The sequence below is a fragment of the Enterococcus crotali genome, from assembly GCF_000633635.1.
Classification (GTDB): domain Bacteria; phylum Bacillota; class Bacilli; order Lactobacillales; family Enterococcaceae; genus Enterococcus_L; species Enterococcus_L crotali.
Map to the genome: position 1 here is coordinate 846,262 of NZ_AYPQ01000001.1, position 19,817 is coordinate 866,078.

Here is a 19,817-nt window from a genome sequence, read left to right on the forward strand (position 1 = left end):
TATTCCTTTGCCTAGTATAACAAATAAAGCGAGATCTTTTTTTACAAAAAATTAGAATATTTCCGCGAATAAAGTCAATAAATATTAAAAAACAACAATAATAAAAAGGGGATTTCAGCTGTTGACAAAACAAAGTACGTAGCCTATACTTTCATTAATGATGAATATATTAAAATACGATGAAAAGAAGAGTACTATTTTTAGATAATTGATGAGAGAGTCTCGGTTGCTGAAAAGAGATAGTTTGAAAAAATAGGAAGATGGTCTTTTCGTAAATAGTGGCCAACACTTGTACAGTCATTATTGGGAGCGCCCATTATAGCGCCAAGGTATCGATCATAATATTTGTACCTATAGAGGAAAATCTTGTGAGAGATTTTTGAATTAAAGGTGGTAACACGATTAGTCGTCCTTTACTTTTGCAAAAGTATTGGGCTTTTTTTGTGTTCTTTAATAAATCAACTAAATGGAGGAATCAATATGCCTAACAGTAACCCAAAAATCCCTTTTCGCTATGATATTGTTGGAAGTTTTCTACGGCCAGATTCGTTGAAAAAGGCTCGTAGCGCTTTCGCCAATGGTCGCATTTCCAAAGAAGAATTAACAACCGTTGAAGATCAAACAATCATTACTCTCATTGAAAAGCAAAAAGAAGCTGGTCTTCACGCAGTAACCGATGGTGAATTTCGCCGTCGTTGGTGGCATTTGGACTTTATTGCAGGTCTAAATGGCATCACTGTATACGACTTTCAAACAACTGCCTTTGGTCTCACAACTGATGCTCAAGGAAGCTATGTCAGCGGACCGTTATCGTTTTCAACTGATCATCCATTTCTTGATCATTTTCGATTTACACAAAAACATGCATCGCCTATTTTAGCGAAACAAACGATCCCTGGACCGAATATGATTTTCTTAGATTCATTGATTTTATCAAAACAATACAATGAAAATCCTATTTATGACTCCTTAGAAGCGTTCAAAAACGACTTGATCACAACCTATCAAGAAGCGATCCAAGCTTTCTATGACGCAGGCTGTCGCTACCTACAATTAGACGATACAAGTTGGGGTGGATTATTCGATGACCGATTCCGTGAAATGATCAAAACAAATGGGTTTGATGCCGATGTCCTCTTAGATGACTTTCAAGAGGTGACCGAAAAAGTTTTAGCCAATAAACCAGATGACCTTGCCGTTACCTTCCATTTCTGTAAAGGTAATTTCCAATCTCACTGGCTGTATAATGGTTCTTATGAAAAAATCGCCAAAAATTTATTTTCGATCGAAGCCTTCGATGGCTTTTTCTTAGAATACGACGATGAACGCTCTGGCAGCTTTGAGCCGCTTAAGGATTTAAAAGATCAACGAATTGTTCTAGGTTTAGTGACAACGAAACATGGTCAACTAGAAGAACCTTCTGAAATCACAAAGCGCATCAATGAAGCCAGTAAATTTGTGCCATTGGATCAAATTTGCCTCTCCCCTCAATGTGGATTTGCTTCCACTCATGAAGGAAATCATCTAACAGAGGTTGAACAATGGGAAAAAATCGAGCTTGTAAAAACGATTGCCGAAACGATTTGGCAAGACGCTTAAAATAAAAAGGAGGCAATAATATGACTATTATTAAAGAAATTCCATTTCGCTACGATCAAGTAGGTAGTTTTTTGCGACCAGACGTGCTAAAAAAAGCCAGAGTAGATTTTCAAAATCAAACAATCTCGGCTGCTGAATTAAAAGGAGTTGAAGATGCTGCGATCATCGACTTGATCAACAAACAAGTTGAAAATGGCTTAAAAGCTGTAACGGATGGTGAGTTTCGCCGTAGTTGGTGGCATCTAGATTTTCTTTGGGGACTAAACGGCGTGGAACAAACCACTCCTGAACACGGCTATCAGTTTAATCAAGTTGAAACGAGAGCCGCATCTTACCAAATAACTGATAAAGTTACTTTTAACGCTGAACACCCGTTCTTTGACGCTTTTACATTCTTAAAAGAGCACACACCGGAAGGAGCTGTCCCAAAAGCTACAATTCCTTCTCCTACCTTACTTTTTAATCGTAAAAGTGATACATTTACTTATGCAAGTTATACAGATGAAGCTGTTTTTATCGATGATTTAGCTAAAGCATATCATCAAACCATTCTAAAATTTTATGACTTAGGTTGCCGTTATCTACAATTAGATGATACTTCTTGGGGAATGTATACAGGTTTTATTGAGAATGCTAAGACACAAGAGGAAATCAAGCACTGGCAACAACAATGTGAAGCAGGCGTTGCTGTTATAAACAAGTTACTTAAAGATTTGCCCGAAGATTTAACAATTACAATGCATGTTTGCCGTGGGAATTATAAGTCTGACTGGGCAATTGCTGGACCCTATGACCACGTTGTTGCTTATTTAGCGCAATTAAATATCGATGGCTACTTTTTAGAGTATGATGATGATCGCTCTGGTGGATTTGAGCCATTAGAGCGAATTTACAAAAACGGACCAGCAAAAAAAGTCGTCCTTGGTTTAGTAACGTCTAAATTTGCTGCACTGGAACCAGTTGCTCGTTTGACAAGTCGAATCAATGAGGCAACGTCCTTCATTCCACTGGAAAATCTTTGCCTTTCTCCTCAATGTGGTTTTGCTTCTACAGAAGAAGGAAATCATTTAACAGAAGATGAACAGTGGGCAAAAGTCCGACTAGTTGTCGACACAGCTAAAGCTGTTTGGCAAGATGCTTAAATAAAAACAAGAAATGGTCGAATAACCATTTCTTGTTTTTATTTATCGATTAACTGAACGAGCCATCCGGTTGATTGTATGGCGCATGCCTCTAATCGCAACTGACATTTCATAAATATTTTCTACAGGAGCTAATCCACCATATCCTGCATCACCAATATGCTGGATATCCACTCCACAAATTTTATTTGTCAAGGCGATTTGGCGAATCGTCTCTTTACTTGCACTTTCCTGGCTGGTACCAATTGCAGACATAGTCAATAAATCGTATTTTTTCGCAATTGCGACAGCAGCTTTCATATCATCTTCTGTAAAGCCTTGGACAGTTCCTACAGCAGGCAATAACAAAATATCCGCACCTGCTTTGGCATAGGCTTCTACTGCTTCTGTCGACACAACTGGTTCATCAGAGCCTGCACTGTGCATTTTTCCAGCAATGATCAAGCCAGAGAAATTTTCTTTGGCGACTTTAACTGCTTTAGCTATTTCTAGATTGGTCACACCAGTCCCAGGATTTCCCGTTAAACAAATAAAATCCACACCCATTTTTTCCGCTTTTTGTATCGTTTCTTTTGAACTTGTCCGACCATTACTGATGGTTAGCTTTTCACTAAACATCGCTGAAGATTCATCTACTGGTTCTAAATTTACACCGATTGGACGACCTACAAGCTCCTTTAAAATAGGAATCGGGTTGATGTTATTTCTTTCTGGATGCTGCCAATAGGTCATAACTTCTTCTAAAGACATTCCAGGAATTCCTTGCACGACTGGATTGAAACAGTCGAAAACATTCAGTAAAATCAAGTCTGCCCCAAAAGCAGCAGCCACTTCTGCATTGCTGATGTCTCCGGCTTGTGGTGAGGCCACTACTACATTTTCAGACAAAATCGTCCGCCCTTCACTAGCCTTGATCGACTGCTTTAATTCTTCGGCAGTCATTTTTGCTACTTCGCTATAGCTTGCACTAATTAATCTTTTTACCATGACATTTCCTCCTCGTATATTCTATAATAATCAGGTTTTGCCTGTGCAACAGACTCACTCCTCTTTACCTAAACCGCAGAATAAATAACACTTTATTGATTATACCAAAAATCTTAAGAAAGCGCAGTCATTTAATCATTTGCTTAATCAATTTCACATTCTACCACTTTTATTTTCCAGTTCCTTTATAATTAAAAAGAACTCCGTTATAATGATACTATTATGTATATAGAATTGAGGGATGTTTATGTCATTTGATGGCGTATTTACTCATGGAATGGTTTCAGAACTATCTGAAACGTTAGTCAGCGGTCGAATTTCAAAAATTCACCAACCGTATGAAAATGAAATTATTTTAGTTATCCGTACAAAAGGGAAAAATCATAAATTGCTCTTGTCAGCTCATCCAAGTTATACTCGCGTACAACTGACGGAAATTGCCTATGCTAATCCTGAAACACCACCAAACTTTGTGATGATGTTGCGCAAGTTTCTTGAAGGAGCTATTTTAGAGCAGATTCATCAGGTCAACAATGACCGTGTGATCCATTTTACTTTTACTAAAAGAGATGAGTTGGGCGACTTACAAAACATTGTGCTGATCGTTGAATTGATGGGCAGACACAGTACGATCGTCTTAATAAACAAAGAAAATGGTAAAATTTTAGATGCAATCAAACATATCGGTAGTTCTCAAAACAGCTATCGTTCTTTACTACCTGGTGCTGAATACATCGATCCACCAAAACAAGAACAAGAAAATCCTTTTTTGACGAGTAATGAAAAAGTTTTTGAAATCCTTTCAAAAGCGACAGAACTAAATGGCAGCTACTTACAAAAGAATTTTCAAGGTCTAGGTAAAGATACTGCGGACGAATTGGCCTTTCAATTAAATGGGCGACCAAATGAAAAAATGCTGGTGTGGCAATCTTTTTGGACTTCAATTGAAACTAGAACTGATCCAACACTAACAATAACAGAGAAAAAAGAATACTTTACCCCACTGCCATTTGCTTCTCTTGAAGGAAAACAAGAGCACTTTGAATCATTAAGCCAACTGCTAGATGCTTTTTATGGCGGAAAAGCCGAAAAAGACCGAGTAAAACAGCAAGGCGGCGAGTTGATCCACAAAATCGAAAATGAATTGAAACGAAATCAAAGTAAAGTCGTGAAGCTTCAACAAACATTAGCTGATACCGAACATGCTGAAAACTATCGTCGTGATGGGGAGCTGCTCACAACCTTTATGGCCCAAGTCCCAAAAGGAGCTGAATTTGTTGAGCTGCCAAATTATTATGAGGAAGATCAGCTATTAAAAATAAAATTAAATCCCGCCCTGACACCCAACCAAAATGCCCAAAAATATTTCCAAAAATATCAAAAACTTAAAAATGCAGTAAAGGTCGTACATGGACAGATTGAACAAGCAACTCAGGAAATCAGCTATTTGGAATCTGTTTTAGCTCAGCTGGAAATCGCTGGTCCTATGGATATTGAAATGATTCGTGAGGAATTGATCGAACAAGGATATGTAAAGAAACGTGGTCCTAAAAAACAAAAACAACCGAAAAAAAGTAAACCAGAAGAATTTTATTCCAGTGACGGCAGCTTGATTCTTGTCGGTCGTAACAATCTGCAAAATGATCAACTTACCCTTAGAACAGCTAAAAAGACAGATATTTGGTTACACGCAAAGGATATTCCTGGCTCTCATGTGATCATCAAAGCAAGCGATCCATCTGATGAAACATTACTAGAAGCAGCCAATCTTGCAGCATATTATTCTAAATATCGATTATCTGCACAAGTCCCTGTTGATTACGTCCAAGTAAAACATGTTCACAAACCGAATGGTGCAAAACCTGGGTATGTTATTTATGAAAATCAAAAAACAATTTATGTTACACCAGATGAACAATTATTAGATACATTAAAAAAGAACTTTCCTCAGTAGGAAAGTTCTTTTTTAGGTTCATTTTCATTTTATTCAGCCACCATAGCTCGCTGAACAAGTTTATTAGATACTTCAGAGATAATCGTGTTTGCTGAAACACCTTCTAATGCTGGTTTTTTGAGCGTCATATAAAAAATATACTTTGGATCTTCAGTTGGCGTAATCGTAACAACCGAATGTAAGTATTCCTGTTTTTGATAACTGCCATTTTCAAAAAACTCAGCTGTCCCAGTCTTAGCTGAAACATTTAATCCTTCTATTGCATATTCTTTTCCCATTCCATACTTAGGATCAACGGTAACGTCTTTCATGTATTCCAAGACTTTTCCAGCTGTGTCAGCAGAAATAGGTGTTCCTACAACTTCTGGCTGCATTAGTGTTTCCTCTCCATTTTCTGAAACAATTTTACTAACGATACTAGGTTTTAGCATTTTCCCACCATTAGCAATCGCAGTATAGGCTTGAAGCATTTGTAAATGTGTGACAGAAATCCCCTGTCCATAAGACGTCATCGCTCTATCCACTGTGGTCTTATTTTGGATCTCTCCAGCAGCTTCGCCAGCTAAGCCAATGTTGGTACTTTTACCAAAGCCAAATTTGTTCAGATACTCTTGCCATAAGTCCGGCATTCGTTCTTGAAGTGTAACCATCCCAACATTACTTGACCAAGCTAAGCCTTGTCTAAAAGTCATATCCCCTTCTCCAACACCATTGTTCCAATCGCTGATCACTGTATCATCGATTTTAATACTTCCTGAGGCAAATTGTTCACTTTCATTAAACTTATTTTCTTGAAGGGCACTTGCTACCATCATGCTTTTCATCGTTGAACCTGGTTCATAAACATCTTCTACAAGAATATTTCGCCAGCTATTGTCAACCTCACCCAAACCTTTTTTTGTATCTAATTCAAAAGTTGGACGTTGGGAAGTCGCAACTATCTTGCCGGTTTTGGCCTCCATCAAGTTGCGGTGATATGCTCTGGTCGATATTTTTCCTCCGCATTGTCTAATAGCTCCTCTAGATAAAACTGGAGATTACTATCTAATGTGGTGTAGACATCACTTCCATCAACTCGCTTATTTTCTTTTACACTACCAGGTTTTACGTCACCCAAGGCAGAGTTTTTTTCGTAGCTACGAGAACCATTTTTGCCAGATAGGGTATCATTATACGCTTCTTCGATCCCCATTTCTCCCTGTTCTTTACCTTGGTCATCTTGCTGAGTATAGCCAATAAAATAAGAGGCGAATTTTCCAACTTGGTAAGCGCGTTTTTTTTCTTCTTTAAAATATATGCCAGAAATTTTTTGCTTATCTAATTCTTCTTGAATACTTCGTTTTGTTTCAAAATTCAAATTTTTACCATTTGTACCAAATTCAACAGTTGTTACAGTCTCTCCTTCTTCATTTACACTAGGTTTTAATTGCTTTAATGTGGTATTTTCATCTATTTTTACATATTTTTTAAAAATATCCGCAATCGCTGTCCAATCTTTTTCTTGTACATATAATTTCTTGCCGTCTAAATCAGTATAGTTTTTATCTAAAATCGCATAAAGTGAAAATGCACTTGAATCTTCAACTAATATATTGCCATTCCTATCAAAAATCGATCCTCGTTTAGCTTCCAATGTTTCGTGTACTTCGTAGAGCTCTTTCGATTTTTCAGAAAGAGAAACTCCTGCAACTTTCCCTGTAATCAAGATGCTCGACAATCGAATCGTAAATAATAAAAAAATCAAAATGGTTAAAAATAAAACAATAATGCCGACTCGTTTTCGATTTTTGATGGTTGTAAGATTATGCTTATTCATTATCTCTTTAAATTTTTTCATTCTAAGGTATCTCCAAATTGTATTTTACTGTTACCACTGCTAAAAATAACTATTTATAAGCAGAATTTTTACTACTTTGACTTCTTCATTTTACCTCTTCTATACATCATTTTTTTGCTCTTGATTGGTTTCTTAAACAAAAATTAGAGTATTGTAACAATAAAAATACATTTAATGATTTATCTTAGGATTTCTATAATCAATCCCTTCTTGTGAAAATATTTCTTCGTAATATTGTTCCTTTTCTTCTAAAATCCGAATTTTTCTCTTTAATTTTATTAATTCTTTTTCAGCATTTTCTCGTTGTTTAGTAATCAGCTGTGAACGTTCATTAATCGTTGTATTCCCAGCTTCACAAAAATCTATGTACCGTTTTACCTCAGTTAAACTCATTCCTGTTGTCCTTAATGTTTGAACGATTTGCACCCAGTCTAAGTCTTCAATTGAAAATTGGCGTACATTGTACTCATTTCTAGTGACATGAGGAAATAATCCTTGGTTTTCATAAAACCGTAATGTATGGGGTGAAATGTCCATTTTTTTTGCTACTTCGTTGACTGTATACAGCTTTTTCATCTTCTTTCCATTTGACTGAGAGTTACTCTCAAGGTTTATAGTTTGATTGTACCATGATAAAGCGCCTTAAAATGTTGCTATGAAAAAAGTATTAGGAGGAAAAAAATGACAAATAACGAAAAGGTTTGGTTTATAACAGGAGCCTCAACAGGCTTTGGAAAAGCACTTACTTTAGCATTGCTTGAGCGCCATTATCGAGTGGTCGCTACCGCACGAAATCCCCAAGATATTGAACGTTATTTAACAAACGAGACTGATGTGTTAGTCTTGCCTTTAGATGTTACCGACAAAGGACAAATCGAACACGCGGTCAAGCGTACGATTGACTATTTTGGTCAGATTGATGTGCTTGTAAACAACGCAGGAATTGGGTATTTTTCCTCAATTGAAGAAGCCGATGAACAGGAGGTTTGGAAATTATTTGATGTTAATTTTTTTGGCCTGGCGAACGTAACGAATGAAATCTTACCAATAATGAGAAATGCACAAGCAGGGCATATTTTAAATATCTCTTCAGTTGGCGGTCTTGTCGCGTTTTCCGGATTTGGGTATTATCATGCCAGTAAATTCGCTTTAGAAGGCTACTCAGAAGCACTTTATCAAGAAGTAAAACCACTTGGAATTTATGTCACGTTAATAGAACCAGGTGATTTTACCACTGATTTTGCAGGTCGTTCCGCCAAAGAAAATACAAGAAAAATTGTTGATTATGAAGAAACTGCTGGAAAAAATATTCGTGGTCTTCGTCAATTAAGCGGTCATCAACCAGGAAATCCAACATTGGCAGCGAATGCGATGATCAAAATGACTGAAAGTTCAATGACACCACCCTTGCGGTTATTGTTAGGAAGCGATGCTTATACGTATGCAACTGAGAAAAATAAAGCCGCCCAAATAATGATTGAAACCTGGAAAGAGCTAACACTAACAACCGACTATTGAAGAGGATTGATTCAACATAAAAAAGTACGTAACTCAGAGATCGATTGAGTTACGTACTTTTTTAGATTATTTTTTTCTAGCAACATGAACTTTCAATTGCTTACCTTTGATCGTTCGTTCTTTCATGGCTTGGATGACGAGTTGGCCTTTTCCATTTAAAATATCAACATAGGTCACATTCTCTTGAATGGTAATAATTCCGATGTCCTCTGAAGCAACTCCTTCAATTTTTGAAATAGTTCCTACAAAGTCAAGCGCTCGTAATTTCTTTTTCTTACCACCATTGAAGTAAACTTTTGTGATTTCCTCATTTACTCGTTTTGCTTTTTGATGTTTTAGTTTTTGTTTTGTTGTGATTTTGGCTTCAAATGCAGTTTTGCTTCTCGCAACTAATTTAGCATTTGGTAATGTGATGTGCGTCATGCTCAGTTCTGCAAAATGTTCGATTTCTTTTTTCAGCGTTTCTTCCTTCGGTGTGACAAAAGTTAGCGCAAATCCTTCTTTTCCAGCCCGACCTGTTCGTCCTACACGATGGATGTAGCTTTCTTTTTCAAAAGGAACATCTAGATTGATGACATGTGTGATATTTTCGATATCAATACCACGAGCCGCTACGTCTGTCGCTACAAGATAACGAAACTTCCCTTTTCTAAAAGCATCCATTACGTCAAATCGATCTTCTTGCATCATACCACCATGCAATTTGCCAACAGGATAACCTGCTTCAACCAAGAAATCGTACGTATCGTTGACTTTTTCTTGTGTATTCCCAAAAATAATGCAAGTATCCGGATTTTCAACAATTGTCACAGCTTCTAAAGCGTCCATTTTACTTTTTTCAGTAACAGCTAAAAAAGCATGTTGGATTTTTGGCGTTGTTTTTTCTGTCGCAGCAATTTTTATCACCGTTGGTTCATGCAGATAGGAACGGCTCATTTGTTCGATAGCATTTGGCATCGTTGCAGAGAATAACAAGGTATTTTTGTTTTTTTGCAGAGCTGCGATAATTTCTTTTACTTGATCGATAAAGCCCATATTCAGCATTTCATCCGCTTCATCAATAACGAGACAATTGATTTTTTCAAGTGGTAGACTTCCTTTGATTATATGATCTAGTACTCGTCCAGGTGTTCCTACCACAATATGACTTTTTTGTTTTAATTCTGATTTTTGTTTGATATACGATGCTTTTCCATAAACTGCAGTTGCTTTAATTCGTTTATAGCGACCAATATTGATCAAATCTTCTTGAACTTGCTGCGCTAGTTCTCGGGTGGGTTCCAATACAAGAACTTGCGGTTTGTTTTCAGCCCATTCTACTTTTTCACAAAGCGGGATGCCAAAACTAGCGGTTTTTCCACTCCCTGTCTGTGACTGAACCAAAACATCTTTTCCGTCCAATACGGCTGGAATAACGGCTTGTTGAACAGCCGTAGGTGTATTATAGCCTAAATCTGATATTGCTTTTACGATTACATCACTTAATCTATCATCAACAAAATATGTTTTATCCATGTTTCCCTCATTCTTCTATCTATTCGATTATTTTTTTAACGAGCATTTAATTGATAAAATAGAAACAGAGAACGAGGTTAGGATAGAAACTTATTTCTAAAGAGTTGCTTCTACCGTTTATTCGAATTCCAAGTAACTGGTTATAACGCTTAGAGTTATAGACCCGCGCCTCTTCTTTTTTATACTTATCACTCAATTGCTTATTATCTACGAAAAAGCATTGAACTGCAAGCTTTCAAGAATTCTTTTTCTAAATTTTTATTTTTCATTCGATTATTTATCAATCGTTTGCTCCATATTTGAGGGAAATCGCTCACCATATACTTTGAAGTCAGAGAGTTTGCTCATTTCAGCATTAGACAAGTGGTGGTCCGAACATGATATTGCTAGTGAACATGAGTTGACTAAAACCATTATTCATCCCCAGCTTGGTGAATGAATGTTTGAACATACTAGCTATACCCTTTCTGATAAAAATAATCTCAAAATGTATGTCAGCCTACCTAAAAAAGGCAGTGCTACAGAAAAAAAGATTGCAAACTTTTTAAGTAAACGCGACCGCAGTCTCTAGACAAAAAGAAAGCAAAATTTTAGCCAAAAGCCACATAAAAAGCTAAAATTAAATTTGAAATAGACTGATGACAACATATAAAGAAGGTTTTTTTATGAGATTTCTAAAGAAATATGGTTTTTTTATCATGATTTTGGTTATTTTAAGCGAGCTTATTGTGCCGTTTATCTTGATTGCTTTTTATCCTAATTATGATCCACTCTCAATGTTGATCAGCGACTTTGGTGAAGATGGCAGCCCAACAAAAACGTTTTTTAAAATATGGCAACTGGTTGACGGTAGTCTCCTTCTCTTAACCATCCCTAGTTTTTATGAACGATTCAAAAAAACATCCAAACAATTGGCTGTTTGGTTTAGCGTTATGATAGCCATTTTTGCAGTAGGTGACTGTCTTGTTACTAGCCTATTTGACCGCTCGCCTAGCGTAGCAACTATTGATATTGAAGCTGTGATCCATGATTATGCATCCGGTGTTGGTTTTGTAGCACTACTTATTGCGATTTTTCTTTTAATCAGGCTTTATATTTTAGAAGAAAACCAGTTAGCTATTCGTGGACTTTTCATTGTTTTTATCATTTCAGCTTTTTTTATGTTTCTATTTGCAGCACCAAAAATCCCCGTTGTAAGAGCGCTTCACATTCCTTATCGTGGGCTTTGGCAGCGAGCCAATTTATTATTTCTTTATCTGCCATTCTTCTTTGTGGCTATTGAAAATGTACATTCGAAAAAATAGAATCAAAAGACTGGAACAAAAATGACTGGGAGATAGCCTTATCAGCTATCTCCCAGTCACAGTTCCTACATACCCTACATAACATTACAAATATGGTTTAGTAATCAAGTCACTTGAAGTTGCTAACTCTTGTGGAGTGCCGCTAAACATTAACTCGCCCCCCTTATTCCCCCCCTCTGGTCCCATCTCAATAACCCAATCTGCTTGCTTAATAATACTTAAATGATGCTCTAAAAGAATCAAACTACTACCTTCATCGACCATTTGATTAAACAATTTCAACAACTGACCAATATCTGATAAATGTAAGCCATCCGTCGGCTCATCCAACAAATAAATCATGCCTTTCTTATGAAGTTGGTTTGCTAATTTCAAACGCTGTTGCTCGCCTCCTGAAAGTGTTGTTAAAGATTGGTTCAAACGTAGATAGCCCAATCCTACCTCTATTAACGTTGATAATTCCTTTTTGAAAACTTGATCAATAAAAAACTCACAACTCTCATTAACAGTCATCGCTAAAACATCCACAATTGTTTTGCCTTTATACGTGTATTTTAATAGTTCAGGATCATAACGTGTGCCATGACAAACTTCACAAATGGTCACGATATCTTCCATAAAAGCCATATCAGAAACAATCACGCCTTTTCCGTGACATCTTTTACAAGCACCTTTTGAATTATAGCTAAATAAGGCAGCACTTACGCCATTTTCTTTAGCGAACAGTTCACGAATTTTTCCAAAGATGTCCAAATAAGTTAAAGGCGTAGAGCGTAAATTGATCCCAATACTTTTTTGTGAAATGGCTACAATCTCTTGATTATTCTCAATGGCAGTTTGACGAATAACCTCGCCTAACGAAGATTTTCCTGAACCAGCAACGCCACAAATCACAGTTAATATACCTAAGGGAATTTCTACGGAAAAGTTTTTTAAGTTGTGGCGAGTCGCATTCTTTATAACAAAAAAATCTTTTGGTTTACGCGGTTTTACTTTTATAGGAGTTGTCGTCTTTAACGCAGTGCTCGTTATTGTCTTTGTTTTAAGAAACTTAGTATAATCGCCAGCAAATTGAAGTTTTCCACCCTCTTCTCCTGCACCAGGTCCCAAATCAAGAATATAGTCAGCGGAACGAATCAGCTGCGGATTATGTTCCACTAAAATCACAGTATTCCCTTTGATCTTTAAAGAAAGTAAGGCATTATTGATACGTTCAACATCTTTAGGATGTAAACCTGCGCTTGGCTCGTCTAAAATATACATCATGTCATTTAATGCGCTGTTAATATATTTTGAAATTCTAATACGTTGTGCCTCCCCACCAGAAAGACTACCGGTCGATCTACCTAAAGTTAGATAGCTTAAGCCAATATCAATTAAAGCGTCTAATCGTTTTTGAATTTCAGGCTTAATATCTACAGCTAGCGGGTCATTGATTTTCTCAATGAAAGACATTAATTCATCTAGCGAGTACATCACAGCATCGGCAATACTTTTCCCAAAAATTTTACAGCTTCTCACTCGCTCATTTACTCGAGTGCCATGACACTCTGGACACGTTTCAACTGTCACAAAACGATCCAATTGCTTTTGATGTCTTTTTCCTTCATCTGATTGAAGAATACTCCGTTTCATTCGAGGTATCAGCCCTTCAAATAGTGCTGTATGCGGCCATTTTTCAGATGGATTTTTCAATTTTTGTTGTGGTGCATATAAAAATGATTCTAGTTCTTTTTTTGAATAGTCCTTTATCTTTTTATTCAAATCAAATAGACCACTATCTGCATAACGTTTCCAGCGCCAAAAGCCAGGCTGAAAAGTGGGAAAATCAATTGGTCCTTCGTTCAGTGATTTATTAAAATCGACTAACTTATGAATATCGATAGTTGTTATAGTTCCAATACCATCACATTCTAGACATTTGCCGTCAGGATGATTGAAAGAAAAAGTATCGGAATAACCAACAAATGGTTTCCCTACTCTTGAAAAAAGTAACCGTAAAAAAGTATAAATATCTGTATAACTTCCCACCGTCGACCGAGAATTTGCTGACAGTTTCTTTTGCTCAATGACAATTGCAACAGGTAAATTTTCTATATTTTCAACAGTTGGTCTACCGTATTTAGGCAAATATTTTTGTAAAAAACTTGGAAAAGTATCATTCAACTCTCTACGCGACTCAGCAGCCAAAGTATCAAAAATCAAAGAAGATTTACCTGATCCAGAAACACCTGTCACAACTGTTAATCGGTGTTTAGGAATTTGAGTCGTCACATGTTTTAAATTATTTTGGGTAGCATTTTTTATCTTGATCCATTCATTTTCCATATCGTTCCTCCTATTTAATCAATAAAGTCTTCTCCATAGTTTAAATAATGACTGCGGCTATTCTCCCTTAACTATTTATTATAGAACTATAGATAGTCTATTGCGAATAATGCGATGTTCTACTCTTATTGATCATACGTTTACAAAAAACATTCACTTCAGGATATTATCATTTATGAAAAAGATTGCACTTAGATTCAAATCAAACTAAACTTTCTAGAGTTGTCTGTTCAAACCCTTTTCACACAAGACTTGTTCCCAACAGATAATCAAGCGACATCTATAAAAAGACTTTTAGTATCATCTGAAGTTTCTCCACGCGACACTAAAAGTCTTTTTGATATTCAGTTTTTTTATTTCTCTTTTTTAAGACTTTTGCTCAAATATGTCTTTTTTTAACGCCCAGTACGTTTTTTCTCTGCATCTGGATATCGATCGCCCACAATGTTAATTCTTTGTAGAGCTTTGGTAATGATCGCTTTTTCTTCTGAAGTAAACGTAATGTCTAATGCATGGATATTCTCTAAAATACGTGCTTTTTTAGTTGTCCCTGGTATTGGAACGATCCAAGGCTTTTGATCAAGTATCCAGGCAATCGCAAGTTGTGCTATTGTAACATTCTTAGCCTGAGCAAGTTCTTGCATAAAATCAAGTAAGACTTGATTAGCCTTCATTGCTTCTAGGGTAAATCTAGGTAGCTCTCCCCGATTGTCATTTTCGTTAAACTTAGTATTTTGGTTCAACTTACCTGTGAGATATCCTCGGCCAAGTGGGCTATATGAAACCAAGCCAATTCCAAGCTCTTCTAATACTTGAAAAATTTGTTTTTCAGGTTCACGCCACCAAATTGAATACTCACTTTCCACAGCTGCCAAAGGCTCAACGCTATGCGCTTTCCGTATCGTTTGGGGTCCTGCCTCTGAAAGACCCCAGTGTAAAATTTTCCCTTCTTGTTTAAGTTTTTGAATTGTTAGTGCCACTTCTTCAATCGGAGTATTTGGATCAATTCGATGGATATAATATAAATCGATATAATCTGTTTTCAATCGCTTTAATGAGCCTTCTACAGCTGCCATGATTGTTTTTGAACTACTATCTGGTTCATTTTTCAATCCATTAATTTTAAAACCGCCCTTCGTTGCGAGCTGTATCTGATTTCTTTTTCCAGCGATTGCTTCTCCGACTAATTCCTCATTTGTGTAAGGACCATATACTTCTGCGGTATCAAACATTTGGATTCCTGCATCAATTGCGGTGTGAACGACTTCGATCATTTCATTTTTGTCTTTTGCAGGACCTCGATGATAATTTAATCCCATACAGCCAAACCCGATTGCTGACGTTTCTAATCCACTTGTGCCAAGTTGTCTTTGTCTCATAAATCATTTCATCCTTTCTGAATCACGTTTTGATACGGAACTAATTTAACTTATTTTATCTGTTAGAGTACACTATAAGTCAAGCACTATATCAGCTAAAAATCAGCAAATGTAGTGATTCTGTGAAAGTTTTATTGAATTAATATGAATAAAGAAACTACACAATCATTTACAGATAGATAAAAAGCACTGTACCATAAATTTAAACAAAATTAGAAAGAAGAATCTCAGAAGGATCAACGAAGAATTAGCCTTCATGATTCCTTAGGTCATCGGTTCCTTCTTAGCCATAATAACAATTATAATTTTTGTAAAACATTTAAGAAAAAAGTAACGATAATTGATAGACTTACCAAAAAGATCAGACAAACTCCAGAAAGTTTGTCTGATCTTTTCTATTCAACCAACATTGTCAGGTTAGTACTCTTCTTTAGAACTCATTACTAACAATTCGTCTCTTTCGGCTACATTCAATCTATACACATATCCATGTTTTCCTATCTTGGCTTTTCGGTTAAACTTATTCCCCCAAAATCATTAACAGGCATTTTCTGCTTCGTTTACGATTTTGATCAAAATCTATAAAATATATAGAACCAACCGAACCAATTTGAATACTTGCATCTTTGACAATGAATGTTTCGCTAGCACCAAATAGCGAAGCTCTAATATGGGCATCACCATTTAAGATTGTTCCTGGATCACAAGGATAATTGGGATCGTCCAAGCTCATTAGAAACTCAAGATGTTTAGCGCCTGGATAACGATAGTTTGTTTCTTCTGACAACTCCCTTGGAATGATCTTATCTAGAATTCGATTTAAATCCACTTGTAGAAATTCGTCGCCATTAAAATCCACATCATGGACATACTCCTCAAAAATCACTGAACAGGTGGTATGTGGTGATTGAACCATGCAGATACCATTTTGAAGTCCACTTTCTTTCACAGCTTGCTTTACTTCCTCAGTGATATTGTGATAACTGACACGTTGTCCATTAGACGTTAAATCTAACTCCGTCGTATATGTTTTCATCTCTTATTGCTCCTTTACCTCTGTTCTGATTTTAACAACTTCTCTCACCAGATCACGCAACGTTTGAAGAGGATCTTTTGCGCAGACGATCCCACTTGTACCACCTGTTCCATCCGCGCCAGATTCTAAGGCCTGACGAACATCCTCAACAGTGCTGATTCCTGCAGCTTGAAGTACAAATGTCTTAGGTGAAACAGATTTGACCGCTTGATTTGTTTGTCTCATATATGAAGTGTCACTAATATTTCCAGTACCGATCAATTCGGTCGGCTCACAAACCATTACATCAGGGGTGAGCATTGCAATTGCTTGAGCTTCTGTAATCGAATCTGCACAGGCAATAACTAAAATTCCTTGTTCTTCTGCTCTTTTCATAATGGTAACTAACTGATTGATCCCTATAGGATGTTCAGCATGGTTCAAAAATGTTGCTTGTACGCCTGCTTCCACAAGCCCTTCTGGTAAAATATACCCCATACCTGGACCAACAGTTAAACCGTCCATATGTTGCACCGTAATAATCAAATGGTTTGTTGCTTGAGCAATGCGATACGCATCTACATACTGAACTGTGAAAAAAATATCTAGGTCATATTTTCCAGCCAATTCATCTGCCTCTTTTGCTAAATTTAACGCTGCATCTCCATATAAATATGCTTTGGGGTTTACACAGAAAAATGGCGCTCGAACCGTTCTTTTTTTCAACATACTCACCTCTTTTATTTAGTTGCAAATACTGTATAGTAATGTTCCAATGTATTTTCCAGTGCTTGATTGGTTAGCTTTTTTAACTGAAAATAATCTGTTGGAGACTCTCGTTCAATTGCTTTCATTGCAGCCGTAATAAAATCAGTAAATATATTGATTTTACTTATTCCTTCTGTTGCACATCGATGCAAGTTCTCATCACCTGAAGATGAACCTCCATGTAAGACGAGCGGTGTTTGTACAGCTGCTTTAAGTTCTGCTAAACGCTCAAAACTAATTTTAGGTGTTCCTTTGTAAAAACCATGAGCTGTCCCAATCGAAACGGCTAAAGAATCTACATTTGTCATTTCAGCAAAACGCACTGCATCCATTACTTTTGTATAAATGGAATCGCTATGATCATGATTTTCATAATTCACACCAGAGCCCACAAAACCGATTTCTGCTTCAACGACAACTTCTCTTTCATGGGCATAATCTGCTATTTCTTTGGAACGACGAGCATTTTCTGCAAATGAATCAAGGGACGCATCGATCATAACAGATGAAAAACCTAAATCTATCGCTTGCTTTATGATTTTTTCATCTTGTCCATGATCTAAGTGTAATACCACGGGTACATTTGCTTTTCTTGCAAAATAGTTTCCAATCAAGGCCGCCTCTTCTAATGACATCATATCCATATGCGCTTGCGCAAAGGCCAGAATCAATGGCTTATTCAGACGTTCAGCCACAGTTACATATGAACGTGCTGAATCTAAATCAAAGAAATTAGCAGCAGGAATGGCATATTGATCTTTTTGAGCATTTTCAAATAATTCTTTAGATGTAACTAACAAAATAATTCCTCCTATTCTTTGATTTTAGCTTCGATTTCTTGATACATTTCTTCAGTTCCCATTCCCGTCAATAATGGCAATCCCATAATTATTTTATCCTTTATTTTATCTGGTACGACAGTTGTGCTAACGATAATATCGTAATCATCTATTCGGTTCATCTCATCTGCGACTTTTGATTGATATAAACGCACATCATTTTCATACCCCTTTTCTTTCAACCATTCTTTCACTTTGTTTGTGACGATTGTAGAAGTAGCTACACCTGTGCCACACATGATCAACATTTTTTTCATCATCGATCCTTCCTCTCATTTCTATTTATTTAGTTCCTTGTCTTCTAGGTAAAATTTTATTCACATAGATCATTCCGCAAAGTACAACTACACCTATGATCGCTAAACCACCCCAGCTCAATAGTTTTGTCAAGCCAACATACATCCACGTCGTCCATAAACCACCCTCAGCTAGTGCCGTAATACTTGAATTCCCTTGTAAGTCAAAGTTTGCTGCCTTTGCTGACATCGTCACTAAAGGTGCGACCCAAGAAGTGATATAAAGAATACTTACCATATAAATTGAACCTGCGATAACCGTTCGAACGATGTTTCCAGCAAAAACGGCAGCCATTAAACAAACTAAGAAAGGAATCGTTGCAAGGTCTCCAAACGGTAGGGTTGTATTTCCTGGTAAAATAACGGCTAATAAAATTGTAATTGGTACCAATAACAGAGAAGATGACAACACTGCTGGATGTCCTACTGATAGTGCTGCATCCATCCCAATGTATAATTCTCTTCCAGGAAAACGCTTCTTCACAAATTCATTTGCCGCTTCTGATATTGGTGTCAAGCCTTCCATCAATAAAGCAACCATTTTCGGCATCAAAACCATCACAGCACCTGTTTTAACTGCAAGTTGTAAAACTCCAGCAACATCATATCCTGCAAAAAGTCCAATCACTAAACCAATTAGAAAACCCATCACAGTCGAATCACCGAAAATACCAAAACGTTTTTGGATCGTTTCAGGATCTGCTTTCCAGTTTTTGATTCCAGGAATACGATCAAACAACCAATTCATTGGAATCGCAAAGATAAAACCAGGTGCCGCAGTCCCATGAGGAAAGGTAATATTAGGAAAGCCATAGAATTTTTTCACGATGGGTCCTAAAATATCACCGAATAACAAAATCATCATCATATAAACAACAGTTGCTGCGATTCCAATCGCAAAATTGCCAGTCAAGGCATAGACCAACGATGCAATAAATGCACCATGCCAAAAATTCCAAATATCAACATTCAATGTCTTAGTTAACCCTAAAATGATCAACACCACATTTAGTAATACACCTATCGGAATTGCCAAACTTCCTAAAACAGTTCCATATGAAATTGCCGCAGCTGCAGGCCACCCTACATCGATCGTTGTCAAATTTAGACCAAATCGTTCTACCATAGCTTGTGCTGCAGGTCCTAAACTGCTACTTAATAAATCAATCACCAAATTTAACCCTACAAATCCAACACCGACCGTCAAAGCAGAAGTAAAAGCTTTAGCTGGTTTTGTTCCAAGAATCATACCAAACACAAATATCAAGATCGGTAAAACGACGATTGCTCCTAAGTCAACAAACCACTGTAATGCATCTAACATATTCTTTCCCCC

At 36.8% G+C, this 19,817-nt stretch carries 17 protein-coding genes; 5 read left to right on the plus strand and 12 right to left on the minus strand.

Annotation, left to right across the window (positions count from 1 at the left end):
• The first annotated feature begins 480 nt into the window (after positions 1-480).
• Both V192_RS0104020 and V192_RS0104025 read left to right on the plus strand, forming a co-directional pair.
• Positions 481-1,599 carry a 5-methyltetrahydropteroyltriglutamate--homocysteine S-methyltransferase gene (locus V192_RS0104020; protein WP_025869061.1) on the plus strand — a complete coding sequence of 373 codons (1,119 nt, stop codon included), beginning with the start codon at positions 481-483 and terminating at the stop codon, positions 1,597-1,599.
• Positions 1,600-1,619: 20 nt separating this feature from the next.
• The gene (locus V192_RS0104025; RefSeq protein ID WP_025869062.1) at positions 1,620-2,741 is read left to right on the plus strand and encodes a 5-methyltetrahydropteroyltriglutamate--homocysteine S-methyltransferase; all 1,122 of its coding nucleotides are present in this window, start codon (positions 1,620-1,622) and stop codon (positions 2,739-2,741) included.
• A 42-nt stretch (positions 2,742-2,783) separates the two neighbouring features.
• Here V192_RS0104025 and V192_RS0104030 read toward each other — a convergent pair whose 3' ends face one another.
• Positions 2,784-3,728, minus strand: a complete 945-nt coding sequence (locus V192_RS0104030; protein WP_025869063.1) for a DUF7916 family protein — start codon at positions 3,726-3,728, stop codon at positions 2,784-2,786.
• A 247-nt stretch (positions 3,729-3,975) separates the two neighbouring features.
• Between V192_RS0104030 and efbA the strand changes: the two genes are divergently transcribed.
• Entirely contained in the window at positions 3,976-5,682 is a 1,707-nt protein-coding gene (gene efbA / locus V192_RS0104035) for a fibronectin-binding protein EfbA (protein ID WP_025869064.1), read from the plus strand.
• Positions 5,683-5,711: 29 nt separating this feature from the next.
• On the opposite strand, the gene V192_RS21910 is transcribed toward efbA, so the two are convergent.
• The 3 genes from V192_RS21910 to V192_RS0104045 all read right to left on the minus strand — a co-directional run bounded on the left by V192_RS21910 (position 5,712) and on the right by V192_RS0104045 (position 8,095).
• The gene (locus tag V192_RS21910) at positions 5,712-6,644 is read right to left on the minus strand and encodes a peptidoglycan D,D-transpeptidase FtsI family protein (protein ID WP_239644568.1); all 933 of its coding nucleotides are present in this window, start codon (positions 6,642-6,644) and stop codon (positions 5,712-5,714) included.
• Complete coding sequence (locus V192_RS21915) at positions 6,644-7,519, minus strand: penicillin-binding protein 2 (RefSeq protein WP_239644560.1); 876 nt, start codon at positions 7,517-7,519, stop codon at positions 6,644-6,646. The genes V192_RS21910 and V192_RS21915 overlap by 1 nt, the downstream gene beginning before the upstream one ends.
• A 171-nt stretch (positions 7,520-7,690) precedes the next feature.
• Positions 7,691-8,095, minus strand: coding sequence for a MerR family transcriptional regulator (locus V192_RS0104045; RefSeq protein ID WP_051581924.1), 405 nt, complete (start codon positions 8,093-8,095; stop codon positions 7,691-7,693).
• Between the two features lie 105 nt (positions 8,096-8,200).
• Between V192_RS0104045 and V192_RS0104050 the strand changes: the two genes are divergently transcribed.
• Positions 8,201-9,037, plus strand: a complete 837-nt coding sequence (locus V192_RS0104050) for an oxidoreductase (protein WP_025869066.1) — start codon at positions 8,201-8,203, stop codon at positions 9,035-9,037.
• A gap of 66 nt (positions 9,038-9,103) precedes the next feature.
• Here the strand turns inward: V192_RS0104050 and V192_RS0104055 are convergent, their stop codons facing one another.
• Positions 9,104-10,552, minus strand: coding sequence for a DEAD/DEAH box helicase (locus V192_RS0104055; protein ID WP_025869067.1), 1,449 nt, complete (start codon positions 10,550-10,552; stop codon positions 9,104-9,106).
• A gap of 665 nt (positions 10,553-11,217) precedes the next feature.
• On the opposite strand from V192_RS0104055, the gene V192_RS0104060 reads away from it, so the two are divergent.
• Positions 11,218-11,856 (plus strand): DUF998 domain-containing protein, encoded by a 639-nt coding sequence (locus tag V192_RS0104060; RefSeq protein ID WP_025869068.1) that lies wholly within the window; start codon positions 11,218-11,220, stop codon positions 11,854-11,856.
• Positions 11,857-11,940: 84 nt separating this feature from the next.
• Here the strand turns inward: V192_RS0104060 and V192_RS0104065 are convergent, their stop codons facing one another.
• From V192_RS0104065 to V192_RS0104095, 7 genes are all read right to left on the minus strand, one after another.
• Positions 11,941-14,184, minus strand: a complete 2,244-nt coding sequence (locus V192_RS0104065; RefSeq protein ID WP_025869069.1) for an ATP-binding cassette domain-containing protein — start codon at positions 14,182-14,184, stop codon at positions 11,941-11,943.
• 395 nt (positions 14,185-14,579) lie between these two features.
• Positions 14,580-15,563 (minus strand): aldo/keto reductase, encoded by a 984-nt coding sequence (locus tag V192_RS0104070; protein WP_025869070.1) that lies wholly within the window; start codon positions 15,561-15,563, stop codon positions 14,580-14,582.
• Between the two features lie 520 nt (positions 15,564-16,083).
• Entirely contained in the window at positions 16,084-16,599 is a 516-nt protein-coding gene (locus V192_RS0104075) for a YjbQ family protein (protein WP_025869071.1), read from the minus strand.
• A gap of 3 nt (positions 16,600-16,602) precedes the next feature.
• A complete protein-coding gene (locus V192_RS0104080) occupies positions 16,603-17,304 on the minus strand; it encodes a triose-phosphate isomerase (protein WP_025869072.1) in 702 nt (233 codons plus the stop codon).
• A 14-nt stretch (positions 17,305-17,318) separates the two neighbouring features.
• On the minus strand, positions 17,319-18,146 hold the full coding sequence (locus V192_RS0104085) for a class II fructose-bisphosphate aldolase (protein ID WP_025869073.1): 828 nt from the start codon (positions 18,144-18,146) through the stop codon (positions 17,319-17,321).
• 11 nt (positions 18,147-18,157) lie between these two features.
• Positions 18,158-18,442 (minus strand): PTS sugar transporter subunit IIB, encoded by a 285-nt coding sequence (locus V192_RS0104090; protein WP_025869074.1) that lies wholly within the window; start codon positions 18,440-18,442, stop codon positions 18,158-18,160.
• A 25-nt stretch (positions 18,443-18,467) separates the two neighbouring features.
• The gene (locus V192_RS0104095) at positions 18,468-19,805 is read right to left on the minus strand and encodes a PTS galactitol transporter subunit IIC (RefSeq protein ID WP_025869075.1); all 1,338 of its coding nucleotides are present in this window, start codon (positions 19,803-19,805) and stop codon (positions 18,468-18,470) included.
• Between the last annotated feature and the right edge of the window lie 12 nt (positions 19,806-19,817).

What these genes read in the sequence shown, in the direction of transcription:
- V192_RS0104055 (WP_025869067.1), bottom strand. Translation starts at nt 10,552, where the DNA reads ATGGATAAAACATATTTTGTTGATGATAGATTAAGTGATGTAATCGTA.
- V192_RS0104045 (WP_051581924.1), bottom strand. Translation starts at nt 8,095, where the DNA reads ATGAAAAAGCTGTATACAGTCAACGAAGTAGCAAAAAAAATGGACATT.
- efbA (WP_025869064.1), top strand. Translation starts at nt 3,976, where the DNA reads ATGTCATTTGATGGCGTATTTACTCATGGAATGGTTTCAGAACTATCT.
- V192_RS0104090 (WP_025869074.1), bottom strand. Translation starts at nt 18,442, where the DNA reads ATGAAAAAAATGTTGATCATGTGTGGCACAGGTGTAGCTACTTCTACA.
- V192_RS0104095 (WP_025869075.1), bottom strand. Translation starts at nt 19,805, where the DNA reads ATGTTAGATGCATTACAGTGGTTTGTTGACTTAGGAGCAATCGTCGTT.
- V192_RS0104020 (WP_025869061.1), top strand. Translation starts at nt 481, where the DNA reads ATGCCTAACAGTAACCCAAAAATCCCTTTTCGCTATGATATTGTTGGA.
- V192_RS0104070 (WP_025869070.1), bottom strand. Translation starts at nt 15,563, where the DNA reads ATGAGACAAAGACAACTTGGCACAAGTGGATTAGAAACGTCAGCAATC.
- V192_RS0104065 (WP_025869069.1), bottom strand. Translation starts at nt 14,184, where the DNA reads ATGGAAAATGAATGGATCAAGATAAAAAATGCTACCCAAAATAATTTA.
- V192_RS21910 (WP_239644568.1), bottom strand. Translation starts at nt 6,644, where the DNA reads ATGGAGGCCAAAACCGGCAAGATAGTTGCGACTTCCCAACGTCCAACT.
- V192_RS0104075 (WP_025869071.1), bottom strand. Translation starts at nt 16,599, where the DNA reads ATGAAAACATATACGACGGAGTTAGATTTAACGTCTAATGGACAACGT.
- V192_RS0104050 (WP_025869066.1), top strand. Translation starts at nt 8,201, where the DNA reads ATGACAAATAACGAAAAGGTTTGGTTTATAACAGGAGCCTCAACAGGC.
- V192_RS0104030 (WP_025869063.1), bottom strand. Translation starts at nt 3,728, where the DNA reads ATGGTAAAAAGATTAATTAGTGCAAGCTATAGCGAAGTAGCAAAAATG.
- V192_RS0104060 (WP_025869068.1), top strand. Translation starts at nt 11,218, where the DNA reads ATGAGATTTCTAAAGAAATATGGTTTTTTTATCATGATTTTGGTTATT.
- V192_RS0104025 (WP_025869062.1), top strand. Translation starts at nt 1,620, where the DNA reads ATGACTATTATTAAAGAAATTCCATTTCGCTACGATCAAGTAGGTAGT.
- V192_RS21915 (WP_239644560.1), bottom strand. Translation starts at nt 7,519, where the DNA reads ATGAAAAAATTTAAAGAGATAATGAATAAGCATAATCTTACAACCATC.